At 73.7% G+C, this 21335-nt stretch carries 10 protein-coding genes; 9 read left to right on the plus strand and 1 reads right to left on the minus strand.

Translation table 11 applies throughout. The features are described from left to right. The first annotated feature begins 6 nt into the window (after nucleotides 1-6). The 7 genes from K7854_RS13210 to K7854_RS13240 all read left to right on the plus strand — a co-directional run bounded on the left by K7854_RS13210 (nucleotide 7) and on the right by K7854_RS13240 (nucleotide 18814). A complete protein-coding gene (locus K7854_RS13210) occupies nucleotides 7-1071 on the plus strand; it encodes a FecCD family ABC transporter permease (protein WP_226026644.1) in 1065 nt (354 codons plus the stop codon). A gap of 11 nt (nucleotides 1072-1082) precedes the next feature. Continuing rightward, nucleotides 1083-2174 carry a FecCD family ABC transporter permease gene (locus K7854_RS13215; RefSeq protein WP_226026645.1) on the plus strand — a complete coding sequence of 364 codons (1092 nt, stop codon included), beginning with the start codon at nucleotides 1083-1085 and terminating at the stop codon, nucleotides 2172-2174. Between the two features lie 38 nt (nucleotides 2175-2212). Beyond that, nucleotides 2213-3073, plus strand: a complete 861-nt coding sequence (locus tag K7854_RS13220) for an ABC transporter ATP-binding protein (RefSeq protein WP_226026646.1) — start codon at nucleotides 2213-2215, stop codon at nucleotides 3071-3073. Nucleotides 3074-3162: 89 nt separating this feature from the next. Next, nucleotides 3163-4215: an iron-siderophore ABC transporter substrate-binding protein gene (locus K7854_RS13225; protein WP_226026647.1), complete on the plus strand. Its 1053-nt coding sequence runs from the start codon at nucleotides 3163-3165 to the stop codon at nucleotides 4213-4215. Nucleotides 4216-4217: 2 nt separating this feature from the next. Next, nucleotides 4218-6011 (plus strand): ABC transporter ATP-binding protein, encoded by a 1794-nt coding sequence (locus K7854_RS13230; RefSeq protein WP_226026648.1) that lies wholly within the window; start codon nucleotides 4218-4220, stop codon nucleotides 6009-6011. Nucleotides 6012-6072: 61 nt separating this feature from the next. Beyond that, complete coding sequence (locus tag K7854_RS13235; protein WP_226026649.1) at nucleotides 6073-17127, plus strand: non-ribosomal peptide synthetase; 11055 nt, start codon at nucleotides 6073-6075, stop codon at nucleotides 17125-17127. Further along, a complete protein-coding gene (locus tag K7854_RS13240; protein WP_226026650.1) occupies nucleotides 17114-18814 on the plus strand; it encodes an ABC transporter ATP-binding protein in 1701 nt (566 codons plus the stop codon). Before K7854_RS13235 ends, K7854_RS13240 begins: the two co-directional genes overlap by 14 nt. 34 nt (nucleotides 18815-18848) lie before the next feature. Here the strand turns inward: K7854_RS13240 and K7854_RS13245 are convergent, their stop codons facing one another. After that, entirely contained in the window at nucleotides 18849-19940 is a 1092-nt protein-coding gene (locus tag K7854_RS13245) for an alpha/beta fold hydrolase (RefSeq protein WP_226026651.1), read from the minus strand. 88 nt (nucleotides 19941-20028) lie between these two features. Here K7854_RS13245 and K7854_RS13250 point away from each other — a divergent pair, with 88 nt between their 5' ends. Together K7854_RS13250 and K7854_RS13255 are read left to right on the plus strand one after the other, a co-directional pair. Beyond that, nucleotides 20029-20241: an MbtH family protein gene (locus K7854_RS13250; protein WP_161377893.1), complete on the plus strand. Its 213-nt coding sequence runs from the start codon at nucleotides 20029-20031 to the stop codon at nucleotides 20239-20241. Nucleotides 20242-20405: 164 nt separating this feature from the next. Continuing rightward, nucleotides 20406-21128 (plus strand): DinB family protein, encoded by a 723-nt coding sequence (locus tag K7854_RS13255; RefSeq protein ID WP_226026652.1) that lies wholly within the window; start codon nucleotides 20406-20408, stop codon nucleotides 21126-21128. The last annotated feature ends 207 nt before the right edge of the window (nucleotides 21129-21335 follow it).

The following is a 21335-nucleotide window of genomic DNA, read 5'->3' on the forward strand; positions in this document are numbered from 1 at the left end:
GACGCCATGACCACGACTGCGGTTGACCGTCCCGCGTCCGATTCCACGGGCCCGGCAGACGCCCGTCGGCGCCGGGTGGCTGGACTGGGCGTGCTCGCCGTGCTCCTCGTGGTCGCGGCGGCCGCGTCGCTGGCCGTCGGAGCGCGTGCGCTCAGCCCCGCCGAGGTCTGGCACGGGCTGTTCGCGGCGCCCGAGCCGGACCAGCGGCTCACCGAGATCCGGCTCATCGTGCAGACCGTGCGGGTGCCCCGCACGGTGCTCGCCGTCGTGGCCGGCGTCGCACTGGGCGTCGGCGGGGCGCTGATCCAGGGGTACACCCGCAATCCGATCGCCGACACGGGGCTGCTGGGGGTGAACTCCGGTGCCTCGTTCGCCGTCGTGTCGGGGATCGCCGTCTTCGGGTTCACCAGCCCGTTCCAGTACGTCTGGTTCGGGTTCCTGGGCGCGGCGGTCGCCGGGGTGGTCGTGTTCGGGCTGTCGAGCATCGGCCGGGGGGCGGGCAACCCCCTGACGCTGCCCCTGGCCGGGCAGGGGGTCACGGTGTTCCTCGCGGCGATGACCACGGCGGTCGCGCTGACGGACAAGGCCTCGCTGAACGCGCTGCGGTTCTGGAACGCGGGCTCGCTGACCGGGGTCGGCTTCGACGTCATCTGGCCCGTCTCCGCCTTCATCGCCGCCGGGCTGCTGCTGGCACTGACCACGCTGCCCTCCGTCAACCTGCTCAACCTGGGCGACGACGTCGCACGGGGGCTCGGGGTGAACGTCGCCCGGACCCGCACGGCCGGCATCGTCGCCATCACCCTGCTGGCCGGCGCGGCGACCGCGGCCTGCGGCCCCATCGCCTTCCTGGGGCTCATGGTGGCCCACGTCGCCCGGTACCTGACCGGCCCGGACTACCGCTGGCTGGTGCCGTACGCCGGTCTGCTCGGGGCCGTCGTGCTGCTGGTCTGCGACATCGTGGGGCGCCTGGTCGTGCGGCCGGGGGAGCTGGACGCGGGGGTCGTCGTCTCGCTCCTGGGCGCACCGTTCTTCGCCGTCCTGGTGTGGCGCGGAAAGTTCAAGAACGCGTGAACGGGGCGGACATGAAGGTGAACGGAGCCGACGCGGCAGCGGACGCCGAGGCGGCCGTACGGGCATCGGTGGCGCCCGGGGTGCGGTTCGGCGGCGTGTCGTTCGTGTGGCGGCCCTGGATCGCGGGGGTCACGCTGCTCCTGGCGGTGGCGGGCTTCCTGGTGTTCTGCCTGTCCATCGCGGTCGGGGACTTCCCCATCGGCCTGCCCAGGGTCGTGGCCACGGTCCTCGGCGGGGGCGAGCAGGTCGACCAGTTCGTGATCATGGATTTGCGGATGCCGCGGGCCCTCGCCGGCGTCGTCGTGGGGGTCGCGCTCGGGGTCTCCGGCGCGCTCACCCAGTCGATCGCCCGCAATCCGCTGGCCAGCCCGGACGTCCTCGGCATCACCAGCGGCGCCGGAACGGTCGCGGTGCTCCTGGTGACGGTGTCCGGCGGCGCCGCGACCGCCGTGGTCGACTCCCTGGGCCTGTCGGCGGCGGCGCTCGCGGGCGGCCTCGGCACCGGACTGCTGGTGTACTTCATGGCGTGGCGCCGCGGGATCGACGGCTTCCGGCTCATCCTCATCGGCATCTCGGTGAACGCCGTGATGCAGGCGATCACGACCTGGCTGCTGGTCACCGCCGACATCAGGGACGTGGCCCGGGCCCAGGCGTGGCTGGTCGGCTCGCTGGACAACCGCTCGTGGGGCGAGGTGCACGTCGCGCTGTGGTGCACGCTCGTGCTGCTGGTCGTGGTGGCCTGTGTCGCCTTCCAGTTCAAGCCGCTGCACTTCGGCGACGAGGTCGCCGCCGGACTCGGCGTGCGGTACGGCGCGGTGCGCGCGGTCCTGCTGCTGTGCGCGGTGCTGCTGGCGGGCGTGGCGGTGAGCGCGGCGGGACCGGTGCCGTTCGTCGCGCTGGTGGCGCCGCAGGTGGCGATGCGGCTGGCCCGGTGCCCGACGCCGCCGCTGGTGGCCTCCGGCCTGGTGGGGGCGGTGCTGCTGACCGGCTCGGACCTGGTCGCGCGCACCGCCCTGCCGGTCTCGCTGCCGGTCGGTGTGGTCACCGCCGCCGTCGGCGGGCCCTTCCTCGTCTACCTGCTGGTGCGGGCGAACCGCAGATAGCTGGTACAAAGTAAGGTGAGCCTAATCGAGGGGGCCTTGTGGTCGTTCAGTCCATCACCGGGACCAAGACGGAAGTTGACGGCGCCTCACGGCTGGCGGCTCGGGGCGTCACCGTCGGATACGGGGCGCGGTCCGTCATCGACGGTCTCGACGTGGCGATCCCGCCCGGGGTGATCACCACCATCATCGGACCGAACGGCTGCGGCAAGTCGACCCTGCTGCGCACCCTGTCCCGGCTGCTCAGGCCGAGTGGCGGGACGGTCGTGCTGGACGGCGAGGACATCGCCGCGCTCCGGACCCGCGAGGTGGCGAAGAAGCTCGGCCTGCTGCCCCAGGCGCCGGTGGCGCCGGAGGGACTGACGGTCTCCGACCTGGTGGCCCGGGGCCGCCACCCGCACCAGAGCTGGCTGCGGCAGTGGTCGTCGGACGACGCCGACGTGGTGCGGCGGGCGCTGGCCATGACCGGCGTGTCCGACCTCGCGGACCGCCCGGTGGACTCGCTCTCCGGCGGACAGCGCCAGCGGGTGTGGATCTCGATGACGCTGGCCCAGGGAACCGACCTGCTGCTGCTGGACGAGCCCACCACCTACCTGGACCTGGCGCACGCGGTCGACGTGCTCGACCTGGTCGACGACCTGCACGAGTCCGGGCGCACCGTGGTGATGGTGCTGCACGACCTCAACCTGGCCACGCGCTACAGCGACAACCTCGTCGTCATGAGGGAGGGCGCGATCCTGGCACAGGGCCACCCGCGCGACGTGATCACCGCCGACCTGCTGCACGAGGCGTTCGGGCTGCGCGCCAAGGTCATCGACGACCCGGTCGGGGACCGCCCGCTCATCGTGCCGATCGGTCGCACGCACGTCGAACTGGGCGAACCCGCTTCGCAGTTGTCGTAGTGAGGGTAGGCTAACCTCACTCGGGCGCGATAAGGTGTGCTGCCCTCAGACGGGGCGCAGTCACGGCGCGACAGCAAAGGGATCTCCGGATGCTCCTCAGAACGACGCGTATGAAGCCCTGGCGACGACTCGCGGCGGCCCTGTCCGCCGCCGCGCTCGGCGTGGGACTCCTCGCGGGGTGCGGTTCCGACTCGGACGACTCGGCTGACCAGGCCGGGGGCGACACCCCGGCCGCCGCCGGTGCCTTCCCGGTCACGGTGGAGCACGCGTTCGGAACGACGAAGGTCGAGAAGGCCCCCGAGCGGGTCGTCACCGTCGGCTACACCGACGACCAGACCGTCCTGGCCTTCGGCATCAAGCCCGTCGGCATGGTCGACCAGTACCCGAACCCGCCCGGGCAGAGCCCCGACATCAACACCCAGTGGCCCTGGGTGAAGGACAAGTGGGGCGACGCCAAGCCCGAGGTCATCATGAAGAACGGTGACACGGGCCCCAACTACGAGAAGATCGCCGCCCTGCGCCCCGACCTGATCATCGCGGTGTACTCCGAGATCGATCAGGCCGCCTACGACAAGCTCTCCAAGATCGCGCCCACGGTGGGCCGCACCAAGGGCGAGAAGGAGCCGTTCAGCGCTCCGTGGCAGGACAACGCGCTGCACATCGCCAAGGCGCTCGGCAAGGCCGAGGAGGGCGAGAAGATGGTCGCCGGCATCCAGGGCAAGCTGGACGCGGCCAAGCAGGCGCACCCCGAGTTCGCGGACCGGACCGCGGTCGTGCTGTCCTGGTACAAGGACTCGGTGGCCCCCTTCACCTCCACCGACGTGCGCGGGCGGCTGGTCACCGGCATCGGCTTCAAGTACCAGACCGAGATCGACAAGGTCGCCGGCGGCGACTTCTACACCACGCTCTCGCCCGAGCGCGTCGACCTGGTCGACGTGGACCGCGTCTTCGTCATCAACGACAAGGCGGACCAGGACGCGTTGAAGAAGTTCAAGCTGTTCACCAACCTGGACGCCGTCAAGAACGGCAAGGTGACGTACCTGCTGGACAGCGAGGGCCCCGCGGTCGGCGCGGCCATCTCCCAGGGCACCCTGCTGTCCATGCCGTACGCCGTCGACGAGCTGGTCAAGGCGGCCGGGTAGGTGTGAGCGTCACCGACACCCGCCCCGCACCGGCCGTCCTGCGTACGGCGACCGGACGCGAGGCAGCCCGATGGGTCGCCGCCCACTGCCGCGAGGTGCCGTGGCTGACGGCCGCCACGGTGATCGCCACGGTGGCCGGAGCGGCGCTCCAAGTGCTCCCGGTGCTGCTGCTCGGCCGCGTGGTCGACGCGGTGGCCGGCGGCGAGTCGCAGTCCGTCCTGGTCACGATCGGCGCCCTGATGGTTGCCGCCGCGCTGCTCGGCGCGGCGGCGACCGCGGTGTCGACCTATCTGATCGGGCGGCTGGGCGCAGACCTGCTCGCCCGGCTGCGGGAGGGTGCCGTCCGCGCCGTGCTGGCCATGCCCAGCGCACGGGTCGAGCAGGTGGGCCGCGGCGACGTGCTGTCCCGCGTCGGTGACGACGTCGCCGTGATCTCCAAGGGCATCCGGACCGCCGTTCCCACGGTGTTCTCCGCGGGCGTCCTCGTCACCATCGCCACGGCCGGTATGTTCGGGCTCGACTGGCGGCTCGGCCTGGCGGGCGCCGGCGCGCTGCCCGCCTACGCGCTCGCCCTGCGCTGGTACCTGCCGAGGTCCGCCCCGCTGTACCGCAGGCAGCGGGCGGCCCAGGCCGACCGGGCACAGGCCCTGATCAGCGGCCTGAACGGCATCGACACGGTCCGGGCGTACCGGCTCGAGGACGCCTTCCGCGAGCGGGTCACCCGTGAGTCCTGGCGGGTGCGCGACCTCGGCATCGAGGTGTTCCGGTTCTTCGGCCGGTTCGTCGGCCGGGAGAACCGCGCCGAGTTCATCGGGCTGACCCTCATCATCGTGGTGGGCTACGCGCTGCTGGAGGCGGACGCGGCCACGCTGGGCGAGGTGTCGGCGGCCCCGCTGCTGTTCCACCGGCTGTTCACCCCGCTGGGCGCCATCATGTTCACCTTCGACGAGGCGCAGAAGTCCGGCGCCAGCCTCACCCGCCTGGTCGGCGTCCTGGGGGAGGACGCGGCGGACCGGCTGGTGGGCGACGAGTCCGTCGGCGCGGCGGCCGGCCCCCACCCGGTGACGGTGCGGGGACTGACGTTCACCTACCCGGGTGCCGAGGAGCCGGTCCTCAGGGACGTCGACCTGACGATCCCGGCGGGCGGCTCGCTGGCCCTCGTGGGCGCGACGGGCGCGGGCAAGACGACCCTCGCCGCGCTGGTCGCGGGCATCGGGACCCCGCAGTCGGGGTCCGTGCGCATCGGGACGACCGACCTGGCCGGGCTCGACGAGGCCGGTGCGCGGGCCCTGGTGAGCATCCTCACCCAGGAGACGCACGTGTTCTCCGGGTCGCTCGCCGACGACCTGCGGCTGGCCGCGCCCCGGGCGAGCGACGCCGAACTGCTGGACGCCCTGCGCACGGTCGGCGCCGGCCCGTGGGCCGAGGCGCTGCCCGACGGGCTGGACACCCTCGTCGGTGAGGGCGGCGAGCGCCTGGACGCGACCAAGGTCGCCCAGATCGCGCTGGCCCGGCTGGTCCTGGGCCGGGCGCCGGTGGTGGTCCTCGACGAGTCGACCGCGGAGGCCGGCAGCGAGGGCGCCGCCGAACTGGAGCGGGCGGTGCTGGCCGCGTGCGCGGGCCGTACCACCCTGTTCGTGGCGCACCGTCTGACCCAGGCGATGGCGGCGGACCGGATCGCCGTCCTGGACGCCGGACGGGTCGTCGAGGAGGGCACGCACGCGGAGTTGGTGGCCCGGGGCGGCCGCTACGCACGGCTGTGGCGGGCCTGGCGGGAGGGCGGCCGGGCGGGGTAGTTAGGTAAGCCTTAGTTAGGTTAGCCTGCCTCCATTCCTTGGAAGGGGCGTTGAGTCTTCGATGATGGAACCGACCGCTTCTCTCATACGGCTTTCTCCCGGACACCTGACCGGCATACGCCGGCGCACCGGCGACTTCTCCGACCAGGTCGTCGCCGAGGCGTGCGCTGTCGCACTGGCGTACTGGGCCACGGGCCGCGGCCCCGCCGGACTCGACCTCACCGCGGGCACCCTCTTCACCGACGTACTCGGCTGGACCGACAACGGAGGTACCGCGCCCGGCGGCTGGACCGTCGCGCCGGACGGCCGGACCATCACCCTCCCGGACGGCGTCGCACCGGACGAGGCGCAGCTCGCACTCGACGACCTCGCCGACTTCCCGGACCGCCCGCTGGGCACCATCGGCCCCTCGGGCCCGGCGGAGCGGCTGGAGCAGCTCGCCAGGTGGAACGACACCGACGCCGACCGGGTCCGCCCCAGCCTGGTGGAGATGTTCCTCGAACAGGCCCGCGCCAGGCCGGACGCCGTGGCCGTCGTCGACGAACACCGCACCCTGACCTACCGTCAGACCGCCGAGCGGTCGGCGCAGTTGGCCCACCACCTGATCACACGCGGGGTCACCGCCGAGGACGTCATCGGCATCTCCCTGGAACGCTCGGCCGAGATGGTGATCGGACTGCTCGCCGTGCTCCAGGCGGGCGGAGCCTTCGTCCCGCTGGACCCGCACTGGCCCGCCGAACGCCGGGCCGTCGTCATCGAGGACGCGGGCGTCGGCCTGCAGCTCAACTCCTCGGGCGAGCACGCCCCGGCGGAACCGGAAGCCGTCGCCGTGGACCTCGCCGACTGGGCGTACGGCGCCCACCCCGCCGAGACGACCGGCATCACCGTCCCCGGCGACGCCCTGGCCTACGTCATCTTCACCTCGGGCTCCACCGGGCGGCCCAAGGGCGCCATGATCCGGCACGAGGCGATCAGCGAGCGCCTGCTGTGGCAGATCCACGAGATCCTGGGCTTCGGACACGACGACGCGTCCCTGTTCAAGGCGCCGCTGTCCTTCGACATCTCCATCAACGAGATCTTCCTGCCCCTGGTCAGCGGCGGCAGGCTCGTGGTGCTGCGGCCCGGCGGCGAACGCGACCCGCAGCACCTGCTGAGCGTGATCGACGAACAGCGCGTCACCTTCACCTACCTGGTGTCGTCCATGCTGGACGTGCTCCTCGAGATGGCGGGCGACTCGGGACGCCTCGACAGCCTCCGGCACGTCTGGTGCGGCGGCGAGGTGCTCACGCCCGAACTGTACGAGCGCTTCCGCACCCGGCTCGACATTCCGCTGTACCACGGCTACGGCCCCGCCGAGACCACCATCGGCGTCTCGCACGTCGTCTACCGGGGAGCGGCCGAGCGCCTGTCGACGTCGATCGGCCGGGCCAACCCCAACACCCGGCTGTACGTCCTGGACGACGAACTGCGCCCGGTCCCGGTCGGCGTCGGCGGCGAACTGTACGCGGGCGGACTGCTGCTGGGGCGCGGCTATGTGAACGCGCCGGGCCTGACCGCCTCCCGGTTCGTGGCGAACCCCTTCGCGAACGACGGCTCCCGGCTGTACCGCACCGGCGACCTCGCCCGCTTCAACCCCGACGGCTCGCTCGACTTCCTCGGCCGCGCGGACAACCAGATCAAGATCCGCGGCATGCGCCTGGAGATCGAGGACGTCGAGGTCGGCCTCGCCGAACACCCCCACGTGCGCCACACCTGCGTCGTCGCGAGGAAGAACACGGCGGGCGGCACCTACCTCGTGGGATACGTCATCCCCGCCACCGGCCACGAGGACCTGCGCGCGGAGGACGTCAAGGCCTGGGCCGGCGCGCACATGGTCGAGTACATGGTGCCCGCCCACGTGGTCGTGATGAACGCGTTCCCGCTCACCGCGAACGGCAAGCTCGACCGGAACGCGCTGCCCGAACCCGTGACCTCGGCCTCGGTCGTTGCGCCCACGACCGACGCGGAGCGCACGGTGTGCGCGGCGGTCGCGGCGGTGCTCCGGCTGGACCGGGTGGGGGTCGACCAGGACTTCTTCCAGCTCGGCGGGGACAGCATCCTGGCGATCTCCCTGCTGAGCGCGCTGCGCGACGCCGGTCTCCACGTGAGCGCCCGGCAGATCCTCACCCACAGCACGGTGGGAGCGCTGGCGGCGGTGGCGAGCCGCGAGGACACCACCGTGGTGGACCACCGCGACGTGGCGACCGGAACCGTCGTGGGATCGCCCGTCGTGCAGTGGCTCGGCGAGACCACGGACGCGATCGACGGCTTCGTCCAGTCGGTCGTGCTCAACACCCCGGCGGAGCTGACCGCGGACGCGCTCGACACGCTCCTCGCCGCCCTCGTCCGCCGCCACCCCATGCTGCGCGCCAGGCTGGTGCGCGGCGCCCGCTGGGGCTTCGACATCCCGGAGGCCGACCAGGACCCTGCCCCGGCCCTCTGGCAGGAGAGCGACCGGCCCCTCGACGCGTGCCTCGCCCTCGCCACCGCCGAACTCGACCCGACCGGCGGCAGGATGCTGCACGCGGTCTGGCGCCGCCGGGCACGGCAGCTGGCCGTCGTCGTCCACCACGTGGTGATCGACGGCGTGTCCTGGCGGATACTGATGGACGACCTGGCCACGGCCTGGCGGCAGCTCACCGCGGGCTCACCCGTGGAACTCCCGGTGGCCGGCACGTCCTTCCGGCGCTGGACCCAACTGCTCGAACGCGCCGCGTTCGACGCGGACAGCGCCTGCTTCCGCCGCCCCCTGGCGGGCCCCGACGAGCCGCTGGGCAGACGTGCGCCGTCCGAGGACGACACCGTGGCACGCGAGCGGATCCGAACCGTCACCGTCGACGCCCGGACCACGGCCGCGCTCCTCGGCGACACCCCCGCGAAGTTCCACGCGGGCGTCAACGACGTCCTGGTGACCGCGCTCGCCGTCGCCCTCGCCCGGCACCGCCGCGACCTCGGCCAGGACCAGACCTTCGCGCACCTCGAACTGGAAGGCCACGGCCGCGAGCCCCGGTTCGTCGCCCCGACCGCCGGCTTCGAGCCGGAACTCTCCCGGACCGTGGGCTGGTTCACCACCCTCTTCCCGGCCACCGTCGACCCCGGCACGGCCCCGGACCCCACCGCCCCCGAGTACCTGGCCGCCGCCCTCAAGGCGGTCAAGGAGGACCTCGCACGCGTCCCGGACAACGGCGTCTCCTACGGCGCCCTGCGGTACCTGGCCCAGGTCGCCTTCGACACGCCCGCGCCCCAGGTGCTCTTCAACTACCTGGGCCGCTTCGACGCGGGCTCGTCCGGCGACTGGCAGCTCGCCCGCACCACCGGACAGCTCGGTGAGCGGCGCGATCCGCGCATGCGCCTGCCGCGCGCCCTGGAGTTCAACGCGATCGCCGAACCTGGCCCCACCGGCGCGTACCAGCTGGTCACCGCCATCTCCTGGCCCGACGGCAGGTTCACCGAAGCGGACATCACCACCCTCGCCGCCTACTACCAGGAGGCCCTCACCGGGCTGGCCGCGCTGGACCACGGCGGCCACTCGCCCAGCGACTTCCGCCCGCTGCCGCTCACCCAGGCCGACGTCGACGCGCTGGACGGCCCGGCGCTGCGGGACGTCCTGCCGCTGACCCCGCTGCAGGAGGGCCTGTACTTCCACTCCGTCTACGACGACGAGGCCACCGGCAGCTACGTCGAGCAGCAACTGCTCACCCTGGAGGGCGAGGTGGACCCCGACCGGCTCGCGACGGCCGCCACCCGCCTGCTCACCCTGCACCCGAACCTCGCCGCGCGCTTCGTGTCCCTGGCCGACGGCCGCGTCGTCTCCGTACTGGAGAGCGGCGTCGAGGCGCCCTTCACCACACTGGACCGCCCCGGCATCACCGACGACGAGATCCGCGCCCACGCCGAGCGGGACCGCCGCGCCGGCTTCGACCTGGCCACCGGTCCGCTGATGCGCTACACCCTCATCCGCGCGGGCGCCGGCCGGCACGTCCTGGTGCAGACGGTGCACCACATCGTCGCCGACGGCTGGTCGGTACCGCCCATGCTGCGCGCCCTGCTGGCCGAATACCACGCGCCGGGCTCCGGACACGCGCTCGGCGGTTTCCCCGACCACGCACGCCGCCTCGCCGCACGCGACGACGAGGCGAGCGACCGGGTGTGGGCCGAGCAACTGGCCGGCCTCCCCGGCCCGTCGCTGATCGCCGAGGGGCACCCGCCCTCCGCGCACTTCGCCGACACCGCCGGGCCGGCGGACCTCGACGTCGACGCGGCCGCCCGGTCGGCCGGAGTGCCGCTGAGCGTGGCGGTGCACAGCGCCTGGGCCCTCACCCTGGGCGGCATCCTGCACAGCGACGACGTCGTGTTCGGCTCCACGGTGTCCGGTCGCGACGCGGACGTGCCCGGCATCGAGGACATGGTCGGCCTGTTCATCAACACGATCCCGCTGCGCGCCCGCTGGAGTGCCACCACGTGCGCGCGCGAACTGCTCGACTCCGTGCGGGCACACCAGAGCGCGGTCCTGCCGCACCAGCACGTCTCGCTGGCCCGGATCGCCCGCCGGGCCGGCGCGGGCGCGCTCTTCGACACCCTGGTGGTGTTCGACGTGGCGACCGACGTGGCCGCGCTGCGGCGACCGGGCGACACGCTCACCGTCACCGGCATCGTCAACGAGGGCGCCCCGCACTACCCGCTGACCCTGGTGGTGGAACGCACGCCGGACGGCCGCCCGCACTTCAACCTGATCCACGACGCCGACCTGCTGGGCCAAGGGTCCGTCCGCGAGATCCTGCGCACCTTCACCCGGAACCTCACCACCCTGCTCACCCGGCCCGACGCCCCGGTCGCGGACCTGGTGTCCCGGGACGCGGAACACCTCGAACCGGTCGCCCCGGCCACCCTGGGCGACCTGTTCGACGCCGCCGCGCGCCGCGACCCGGCCGCCACCGCCGTCACCCAGTGCGCCCTCGACGGCGCCACGCGGTCCCTGACCTACGGCGAACTGACCGAGGCCAAGGACGGGTTGGCCGCCGCCCTGCGTGCGTCGGGAGTCGGCCCCGGCTCGCGGGTGGCGGTCGCCGTGCCGCCCTCCGTCGAGCAGGTCGTCGCCCTGGTCGCCGTCGTCGCCGCGGGCGGTGCCTACGTACCGCTGGACCCGGCGTACCCGGACGAGCGCCTGGCGTACGTCCTCGCCGACTCCGCCCCGCAGGTCGTGCTGGTGGCCCCGGAGCAGCGCGACCGGTTCTCGGGACTGCTCGACCGGACCGGCGTGCCGGCCCGCCTCCTCGTGCCGGGGGAGGGCCGCCCGGCCACCGCCGCGGAGCCCGGACCCGGGGCCGCCTGGAGCGACCCCGCCTACGTCATCTACACCTCCGGATCGACCGGGCGGCCCAAGGGCGTCGTCGTCCCGCACTCCAGTGTCGTGACGCTGCTCGCCCGCACCCGGCCCGCGATGGACTTCGGCCCGGACGACGTATGGGTCCAGTTCCACTCCTTCTCCTTCGACTTCGCCGTCTGGGAGCTGTGGGGCGCGCTCGCGCACGGCGCCGAGCTGCTGGTGCCGGAGTACGGACTGACCCGCTCCCCGGTGGACTTCCACCGCCTGGTCCGCGAGCGCGGGGTGACCGTGCTCAACCAGACCCCCTCGGCGTTCTACCGGTTCGCCGAGGCCGACCGGCACGCGGGCGAGCCACTGCCCGCACTGCGCCGGATCGTCTTCGGGGGCGAGGCGCTGGACCTGGGGCGGCTGCGCGGCTGGGTCGAGCGGCACGGCACCGACACGCCCGAGCTGGTCAACATGTACGGCATCACCGAGACCACCGTCCACGTCACCCACCGGGTGCTGACCGCCGCCGACTTCGCCCCCGGCGCCGCCGCCGGCCCCATCGGCGGCCCGCTGCCCGGCCTCGTCACCCACCTCCTCGACGACCGGCTCCGCCCGGTGCCGCCGGGCCGGGTGGGCGCGATCTACGTCGCCGGCGATCAGGTGTCGCTCGGCTACCTGGGCAGGCCGGGGCTCACCGCCGGCCGGTTCGTCGCGGACCCGTTCAGGGCCGACGGCTCCCGCATGTACCACACGGGCGACCTCGCCCGCCGTACGCTGGACGGCGAGCTGGAGTTCGTGGGCCGCGCCGACGACCAGGTGCAGCTGAAGGGGTTCCGCATCGAGTTGGGCGAGGTGGAGTCCGCGATCCGGGACCTCGACGGCGTGGTCGACGTCGCCGTGACCGTCGCGGACAGCGACGATCACCTGGTCGCACACGTCGTGGGCCGGGTGCCCGCGGACCTCACCGTGCTGCTGTCGGCGAAGCTGCCCGCGTACATGGTGCCGGGCCGGGTGCTGCCCGTGGACGCCCTGCCGCTCACCGTCAACGGCAAGCTCGACCGCGCGGCGCTGACCGAACGCGCGGCGCGCACGCCGTACGCGAGCGCCGGTGCGCGGGACGACGGCGCCCGCGGCGGTGCCGGGCCGGGCAGCGGTGCTGGGAGCGGCATCGCGCCGGGCGCCGGTGCCGCGAGCGGTGCCGCGCCGGGCGGCGGCAGTGGGGGCGGCATCGAGCCGGGCGGGGCTGCCGGGGCCGGCGGCCACGACTTCGCGCTCGCGTCCCTCGTCGACATCTTCGCCGCGACGCTGCCCGGCGCCGCCGCGGACGCCGACACCGACTTCTTCACCGCCGGAGGCGACAGCATCGTCGCCATCACGGTGATCAACCGGGCCAGGGCCCTCGGCCTGCCGGTCGCACCCCGCGACGTGTTCCTGCTCCGCACCCCCCGCGCGCTCGCCGCACACCTGGGCACCCGCGCCTCGCGACCCGGGCCGTCCGCACCCGCCCCGCAGGAGGACGGCCCGCTGCCGCCCACGCCGATCATCCTGCGCCAGCGGGAACTGGGCGGGTCACTGGCCCGGTTCGCCCAGGCCAGAACGCTGGCGGCCCCCGAAGGCACCGGGTTCGCCGACGCCGAGCGGGCCGCGCGGGCCGTCGTCGCCACCCACCCGGCGCTGCGGCTGCGGCTGCGCGTCGAGCACGGGACGTGGTCCCTGCGCACCGAGCCCGCCCGCGAGGTGACCGTGGTCCGCGAGACCGGGACCGACACGGCGGGCGCCGCCGACCGGGCGGCCGACCGCCTCGATCCCGAGACCGGCGACGTCATCGCGTTCACCTGGCTGGAGGCGGCCCGGACCCTGGTGGTCGCCGTGCACCACCTGGCCGTCGACGCCGTGTCCTGGCTGATCCTCCTGGACGACCTGGCCGGCGCGATGCGCGGGGCGGACCCGGCCCCGCCGACCACGTCCTACGCCGAGTACGCCCGGGCGCGGACGTACCGGTCCACCGACGGCAGCGACGGCCTGGACCACTGGATCAGAACGCTCCAGGCCCCCGCGCCGCTGCCCGCCGCGGTGCACCCGCGCGAGACGACCGTCGTACTCGCCCCCGGCCCGAGCGACCGCGTCACCCGCACCGCACCGGCCGCGCTCGGCGTGGGCCTCACCGAGCTGCTGTGCGGCGCGCTGCGCACCGCGCTCACCCGCATCCAGCCGTCACCCACCGATCTCGCCGTCGACCTGGAGCGGCACGGCAGGGTCCCGGCCCTCGACCACCACGACTACACCCGCACCGTCGGCTGGTTCACCGCCATCGCCCCCGTACGGCTCACCGGGCACACCGACCCCGTCGCCGCGGCCCGCGAGGTCGCCGAACGCCAGCCGGACGAGCACGCGCACGTCGCCTACGGCGGCCTCAGGTACCTCAACCCGCAGACCGCCCCGCTGCTCACCGCCCGCCCGCAGGTCCTCTTCAACTACCTGGGCCGGGGCGACGAGTCCGCGGCACCGCGCCTGACGGGCGGCGAGGCGTCCACCCCGTACGCGGTCGAGGTGAACGCCTGGACCGACGCCGCGACCGGCAGCCTGCACGCGGCCTTCACCCTGGCCGAGGGCGTCCCCGACGAGATCACCGAGCACTGGCTCCGCGCGCTCGAACGGATCGCGGAGGCCGCCGTGACGGCCGAGCGCACGGCACCGGTCAGCCCCCTCCAGCGGGGCCTGTACTTCCAGGCCCAGCTGACGGGACCCGCCGGGCACTACGTCGCCCAGAGCTACTTCACCTTCCGACGACGCCTGGACACCGACGCGTTGTCCCGGGCGATGGGGTACGTGCTCGCCCGGCACCCGGCCGTGGGCGCGGGCTTCACCACGGACGGGGACGGGAACCCGGTCCAGGTCCTCGCCGCCGACCGCCGGGTCGACGTCCGCACGGTCCACGCGGCGACGGACCCGGAGGTCGACGCGCTGCGGCTCGCGGACCGGGAGCGGGGCTTCGATCCCGGCGAGCCGCCGCTGATCCGGCTGACCGTGGTGCGGCTGCCCGACGACCGCGACGGCCTGCTGCTCAGCTACCACCTGCTGCTGTGGGACGGCTGGTCGCGGGAGATCGTGCTGCGCGACCTGTTCGACGCCTACCGTGCCGACCTGGAGGGCGAGCCCCTCGACCCCGTGCCGGCCACGCCGGGCTTCGAGGACCACACCAGGGCCCTCGCCGCCAAGGACCCGGGCGCGGCGGAACGCTTCTGGGCGGCGCACCTCGCCGGGCTGTCCGGCCCGACCCTGCTCGCCGGACCGGCGCCCGCCCTGCCGGAGGACCTGCCGCGCGCACTCGTGCACACCCTGACGGCCGAACGGTCGGACGCGCTGAGGACGGCGGCCCGGACGTACGGCGTCACGCTGAACTCGGTGCTGACCGGCGCCTTCGGTCTGTTCCTCGGCGCCCGCACGGGCCGCGCCGACGCCGTCTTCGGCGTGACCGTCTCCGGGCGGGAGGGCGAAGGGCTGGCCGGCATCGTCGGCGTACTGCTCAACACCGTGCCCATGTGGACCCGGGCCCGGCCGCAGGACACGGTGCGTGACTACCTGACGGCCGTGCAGTCGGCCAGGGTCGACGCCATGGAGCACGAACACCTCGGGCTGGGCGAGATCCAGCGGGCCGGCGGGCACGGCACGCTGTTCGACAACCTGTTCGTCCTCCAGAACTTCCTGGGCCTGGACGCCTTCGCCGAGATGAACGCCCGGCACGGCATCACCTCGGTGCGGGCCGACGACTCCACCCACTATCCGTTCACGTGGGTGGTCACCCCCGGCGACCGGCTGACCGTCAAACTGGAGTACCGCGACCACGACACCGCGGGCGCCCGGCGGCTCCTCGACGACTACCTGCGCGTGCTCGACGACCTCGCCGGGCGCACCGGGGCCACCGTGCCGATCGGGGCGCTGCCCGGCCTGGCCCCCGCCCCCGAGCCCGCCGCGCGCACCGACATCGGCACGGACACCGTCGTGGACCGCTTCGACCGGGCGGCCGACCGCGACCCGGGACGGACGGCGCTCGTCGCCCACGGATCCACCATGACCTTCGCGCAGTTGCGGGACCGCAGCCGGGCGGTGGCGGGTGTGCTGGCCCGGCGCGGGATCGGACCCGGGGCGACCGTGGGCCTCGCCCTCCCGCGCTCCCTCGACTCGATCGTCGCCCTCTTCGCCGTACTGCGCACCGGCGCCGCCTACGTACCGCTGGAGCTGGACCACCCGGACGAGCGGATCGCCGCGATCGTCGCGGACGCCCGCCCGGACGCCGTGCTCACGGTGAGCGCGGTCTCGCACCGGCTCACCGGCGGCCCCGGCCTGATCGAGCTGGACCGGCCGCTGCCCGCGGCCGAGCCACTGGTGACCTTCGCGCCGGGCGACCCGCACCGGCTGCGGCACCCCGCGTACACGATCTACACCTCCGGTTCGACCGGCCGGCCCAAGGGGGTGGTGACCGAGTACGCGGGACTCACCAACATGCTGGTCAACCACCAGCGCCGGATCTTCGAACCGGTGCTGGCGCGGCACGGCCACCGGACCTTCCGCGTCGCCCACACCGTGTCGTTCGCCTTCGACATGTCGTGGGAGGAGCTGCTGTGGCTCGCCGACGGCCACGAAGTGCACATCTGCGACGAGGAGTTGCGCCGCGACGCGCCCCGGCTGGTCGCGTACTGCCTGGAGCACGGGATCGACGTCGTCAACGTCACCCCGACCTACGCGCAGCAACTGGTCGCCGAGGGACTGCTCGACGACCCGGCCCGGCGCCCCGCGCTGGTGCTGCTCGGCGGCGAGGCCGTCACCCCGGCGCTGTGGACACGGCTGGCCGAGACCGAGGGCACCGTCGGCTACAACCTGTACGGACCCACCGAGTACACCATCAACACCCTCGGCGTCGGCACCTTCGAGTGCCCCGACCCGGTGGTGGGCGTCGCGATCGACAACACCGACGTGTACGTGCTGGACCCGTGGCTGCGCCCGCTGCCCGACGGCGTCCCCGGCGAGCTGTACGTCGCCGGCATCGGCATCGCGCGCGGCTACCTCGGGCAGCCCGCCCAGACCGCGCACCGCTTCGTCGCCTGCCCGTTCGGCGCGCCCGGCGAGCGCATGTACCGCACCGGGGACCTGGTGGTGCGACGCCCCGACGGGAACCTGATGTACCTCGGCCGCACCGACCAGCAGGTCAAGATCCGCGGTCACCGGGTGGAACTCGGCGAGGTGGAGGCCGCGTTCGCCGCCCACCCGGCGGTGCGGTTCGTGGCCGCCGTCGCCCAGCCCGACCCGCAGGTCGACGGCGCCCACCGGCTGGCCGCCTACCTCGTGCTGGACGGCGCCGACCTGTCCCGGGTCGCCGCCGACGTGGGCGCCGGACTGCCGGACTTCCTGCGCCCCACGCACTACGCCGAGGTCGACGGCATCCCGCTGACCGTGAACGGGAAGGCCGACACCAAGGCGCTCCCGGAGGCCAAGCCGCTGGGCGCGCTGACCACGGCGGGGGAGCGCGGACCGGAGACGGAGACCGAGACGACGGTGTGCGAACTCTTCGCCGAGGCCCTGGACCTGGACGCCGACGAGGTGAGCGCAGTGAGCGACTTCGTGGCCCTCGGCGGCCACTCCATGCTGGCGGTGCGGCTGACCGGGCTGCTCCGCCGGGAGTACGGTCCAGTGATCACGATCCGCGATCTGTTCACCCTGCGAACCCCGGAAGCGATTGCCCGCCACCTCGATGACCACTCCTGACGCACAGCGGCCCCGCGCGGGGTCCGACATCCTCCGTACCGCCCTGCGGCGCAACGTGGGCGCGATGGCTTCGGGCACCGTCCTCATGGGTCTCTACCAGGCCGGTGAGACCGCCTTCCCCATCGCGCTCGGCCTGATCGTCGAGCACACCATGCGGGACCGGAGCCCCGAAGCGCTCGGCCTCTCCGTGGCCGCGCTGGCCGTGATCATCACGACCGTGTCCCTGTCCTGGCGGTTCGGGATGCGGATCCTGCAGAAGGCCAACACGACCGAGGCGCACCGCTGGCGGGTCCGGGTCGCGGACTGCGGCCTCCAGCCGGTGGCCAGGGACGTGGACCTCAAGTCCGGCGAGGTGCTGACCATCGCCACCGAGGACGCCGACCAGACCGCCGACATCATCGAGGTGGTGCCGCTGCTGATCAGCTCGCTGGTGGCGGTGCTGATCGCGGCCCTCGCGCTGGGCCTGGCCGACATCCGGCTCGGGCTGCTGGTCATCGTGGGAACCGTCGCGATCCTGTCCGTCCTGAGCGTGATGTCCCAACGCATCGGCTCCAGCACCCGCGAGCAGCAGGCCCGGGTGGCGCGGGCGGGCGCCAAGGTCGCCGACCTCATCATCGGTCTGCGCCCGCTGCACGGCTTCGGCGGCAACCACGCGGCGTTCCGCTCCTACCGCGAGGTCAGCACGGAGGCGAGGCGCCAGTCCGTCACCGTCGCCCGGGTGAGCGGCGTCTACGCGGGCACCGCACTGGCCCTCAACGCGGTGCTCGCCGCGGCCGTGACCCTCACGGCGGGCTGGCTGGCCTTCCGGGGCCGGATCAACATCGGTGAGCTGGTCATGGCCGTGGGCCTGGCGCAGTTCATCATGGAACCGCTGAAGCTGTTCTCGGAGATGCCGAAGTACGTGATGGTCGCGCGCGCCTCGGCCGAGCGGATGGCCCTCGTGCTCACCGCGCCGCCGGTGACCACACCGGGGACGGAGCGGCCCGACCGGGGCGGGGACCTGGAGGTCGACTGCGTCCGGCACGGGGCGCTGCGCAAGGTGCGGTTCCGGGTGCGGGCCGGCGAGTTCGTGGCCGTCGCGGCGTACCAGCCGCGCGCCGCGGCCGACCTCGCGGCCGTCCTCGCGCTGCACGTCCCGCCCGACGCCTATGAGGGGACGGTGCGGGTCGGCGGCCGGGACCTCGCGGACCTGGCGGTCGCCGGAGTCCGCGAGCACCTGCTGGTCAACCCGTACGACGGCGAGATCTTCGCGGGCACCCTGCGGTCCAACATCGACCCGTCGGGCACCAGCCGGACGGTCGACGCAGCCGTCGAGGCGTCGATGCTGACCGACGTCGTCGCGCTGCACCGCGAAGGGCTCGACTACGCCGTCCGCGACCGGGGTGCCAATCTCTCCGGCGGGCAGCGCCAGCGGTTGTCCCTGGCCCGCGCGCTGGCCGCCGACACGGACGTGCTGGTGCTGCGCGACCCGACGACGGCCGTGGACGCGGTGACCGAACAGCTCATCGCGCGGGGCGTCGCCAAGCTGCGCCGGGACCGCACCACCCTCGTGATCACCAGCAGCCCCGCCCTGCTGGACGCCGCCGACCGCGTCCTGGTCCTGGACGAGGGCGTCATCACCGCCGAGGACACCCACCGCAATCTCCTCGCCGGCGACGAGGAGTACTGCCTGGCCGTGACCCGGTGATCAGAGGGGGCACGGGGCCGGTGCGGCGGGCCCCCTACCCGAGGGCCCAGGCCACGTCCCGCAGCAGCGCCTGCCGCCAGCCCGCGCGGTCGTGGCCGGAGGCCGACCGGGAGACCCGCACGGTCGCACCGGCCTGCTCGGTCAGGGTCTCCACCAGGGCGCAGTGGGGGAGCATCCGCGTCTCGTGTTCCCCCACGTCGAACGCGATCCGTAGTCCGGACAGGTCGGGGCGCCCGCGCAGGCGCGCCGCCAGCGTGCCCCCGACCGGACCGCCCAGGGGGTCCGCCAGATCCGCGGCGCCGGGCGTCCACCACAGCGACGCCGACTGGCAGGCGACGCGCGACACCAGGTCCGGGAACTCCAACGCCGCGTACAGCGCGCTCAGACCGCCGAGGCTCTGCCCCGCGACCACCGTGCGGCCGGGATCGGCGGGCACCCCGCTCCCGGCCACCAGCGGCAGCAACTCGTCCCGCACCGCCTCCCACAGCGCGGGCCGGCACCCGAACTCGGCCTCCCGGTCCTTGGCCGGGACGAACACCAGGGTGACCGGCGGCATCTCACCGCTCGCGGCGGCCGAGTCGAACGCGGCCGCCGCCGGATGCAGATACAGCCAGTCGTCGCCGTCGAGCAGCAGGACCAACGGCCCGCCCCCGCCCACCGGATGGACCCGCACGGTGCGCCGCCCGCCGAGTCGCTCGCTGGTCCAGCGCAGCCGGGCGGGGGGCAGGGGCAGTACGTCGGCGGCGCCGAGCAGGGGCCAGTGCGGCTGCGCCGGGGCGTCCGGAGTGGCGGCGACGGACCGGTCGCCGCCCGCGCCCGCGGGGTTGTACGGGTCGGCGTACGCGTCGTCGCCCACCACGAACCGGTACGTCACCCGCAGCCGCGCCGGCATGCGCACCTCGGCGTACCAGCAGTCCGTCTCTCCCCACCGCCGCAGCTCCACCGGGGCCGACCAGCTCTCGAAGACGGCGCTCGCCGCCTGCGGCCCGCGCCACAGGAACAGGGTCCGCCACCCGTCGCCGTCGGGGACCGACAACGGCGTCGTGAGACCGGCCCAGAAGGCCTCGGTGCCCGGCTCTCCCGTCAGCCCGTACGCGGCGAGGATCTCCGCCCCCGCCCGCCTCATGAACGTCTCCTTGTGGAGCGGAAATCCAGAAGGCTAAGCTCATCGCGCATTAGGCGAGCCTAACCTAATTCCACGGGAGGGACCCCGGATGAGCACCAACCCCTTCGACGACGCCGACGGCCGGTTCCTGGTCCTGGTCAACGACGAGGGCCAGCACTCGCTCTGGCCGTCCTTCGCGGCGGTGCCCGGCGGATGGACGACCGTCTTCGAGGAGAACACCCGCGACGCCTGCCTGGCCTATGTCGAGGCCAACTGGACCGACCTGCGCCCCCGTTCCCTGGCCGGGCCCGCGGACGCCTGACGGCCGGGGCACCGGCAGCACCCGTGCCGGGCCACGCCGGTCGCCGTCCCGCCCTGCGGGAGGAAATCGACTCGCGTCCGCGTGACGCGAGTCGCTAGCCTCGGCCTCCGCCGGAGCGCCGCGCGGGCGCGGGCGCACCACGAGGACCGTGAAAGGGGCCGGGCATGGAGATCGAGGGCGCGCGGACGGACCGGTTGGGCGTACTGCTCGACCAGTTCGACCAGGCCAGGGAGATGGCCCAGGTGCGGCTCGCGGGACTCGGCGACGAGGAGTACCTGTGGGAGCCCGTGGCCGGCTGCTGGTCGATCCGGCGCCGGGGCGAGGCGGTGACGCCCAGAGCGTACGGGCCGGGCGAGTGGCTGCTCGACAAGGGTGCCCCCGACATCCCGGCGAGCGAGTACGCGGAGGTGGCCCGGCAGGCCGCGAGCGGCATGTCGGTCACCAAGATCGCCGAAGACTGGAGCGTGAGCGTCGAGCGCGTCGAGCAGGTCCTCGCCCACACCGGCACCCCGGAGCCCGACGCGACACCGGTCACCACCATCGCCTGGCGGATCGCGCACCTGCACTCCTGCTTCGCGGGCCAGTGGGAATGGACCTTCGGCGAACGCCGCCGGGACCCGCGGCTGCTGGTCGACTTCACCCCCTCCGCCGCCCTGGCGCTCGAACGGTTCTGGGCGCTGATCGACCGCTGGCGCGAGGACGTCGCCCACGTCACCGAGGAGCAGCTCGACACCGTCGGCTTCTCTCAGTACCCGTACGGCTCCGACCCCGACGACCCTTACATCAGCGTCGTGGCCGGGGACAACCTCGAGTTCATCCACCACATGGCCGAGATCGCACTCCTGCGCGACCTGTGGCGGGCCCGCTCCACGGCCGCCGGGGCCTGACCGGCGCCGCCGGGAGACGGGAGGGCGATTCATGGGGGACGCGACCGACGGCCGTGAGGCCGGGCGCCGACGTGCCCGGGGGACGGGACGCCATCCGCAAGCGGCCCGGGATGCACGTCGGTTCGACCGGTGAACGCGGCGTGCGGCAGATGGTGTTCGAAGGCGCCGGACGGGCGGTCAACGAAAACACCCCGAGCAGGGGGACGC

Source organism: Streptomyces hyderabadensis, from assembly GCF_020404845.1.
In the GTDB taxonomy this organism is placed as follows: Bacteria; Actinomycetota; Actinomycetes; order Streptomycetales; family Streptomycetaceae; genus Streptomyces; species Streptomyces hyderabadensis.

Excerpts from the sequence above, each read along its gene's own strand:
- K7854_RS13255 (WP_226026652.1), top strand. The coding sequence starts at position 20,406 with ATGGAGATCGAGGGCGCGCGGACGGACCGGTTGGGCGTACTGCTCGAC.
- K7854_RS13250 (WP_161377893.1), top strand. The coding sequence starts at position 20,029 with ATGAGCACCAACCCCTTCGACGACGCCGACGGCCGGTTCCTGGTCCTG.
- K7854_RS13215 (WP_226026645.1), top strand. The coding sequence starts at position 1,083 with ATGAAGGTGAACGGAGCCGACGCGGCAGCGGACGCCGAGGCGGCCGTA.
- K7854_RS13240 (WP_226026650.1), top strand. The coding sequence starts at position 17,114 with ATGACCACTCCTGACGCACAGCGGCCCCGCGCGGGGTCCGACATCCTC.
- K7854_RS13245 (WP_226026651.1), bottom strand. The coding sequence starts at position 19,940 with ATGAGGCGGGCGGGGGCGGAGATCCTCGCCGCGTACGGGCTGACGGGA.
- K7854_RS13210 (WP_226026644.1), top strand. The coding sequence starts at position 7 with ATGACCACGACTGCGGTTGACCGTCCCGCGTCCGATTCCACGGGCCCG.
- K7854_RS13235 (WP_226026649.1), top strand. The coding sequence starts at position 6,073 with ATGATGGAACCGACCGCTTCTCTCATACGGCTTTCTCCCGGACACCTG.
- K7854_RS13225 (WP_226026647.1), top strand. The coding sequence starts at position 3,163 with ATGCTCCTCAGAACGACGCGTATGAAGCCCTGGCGACGACTCGCGGCG.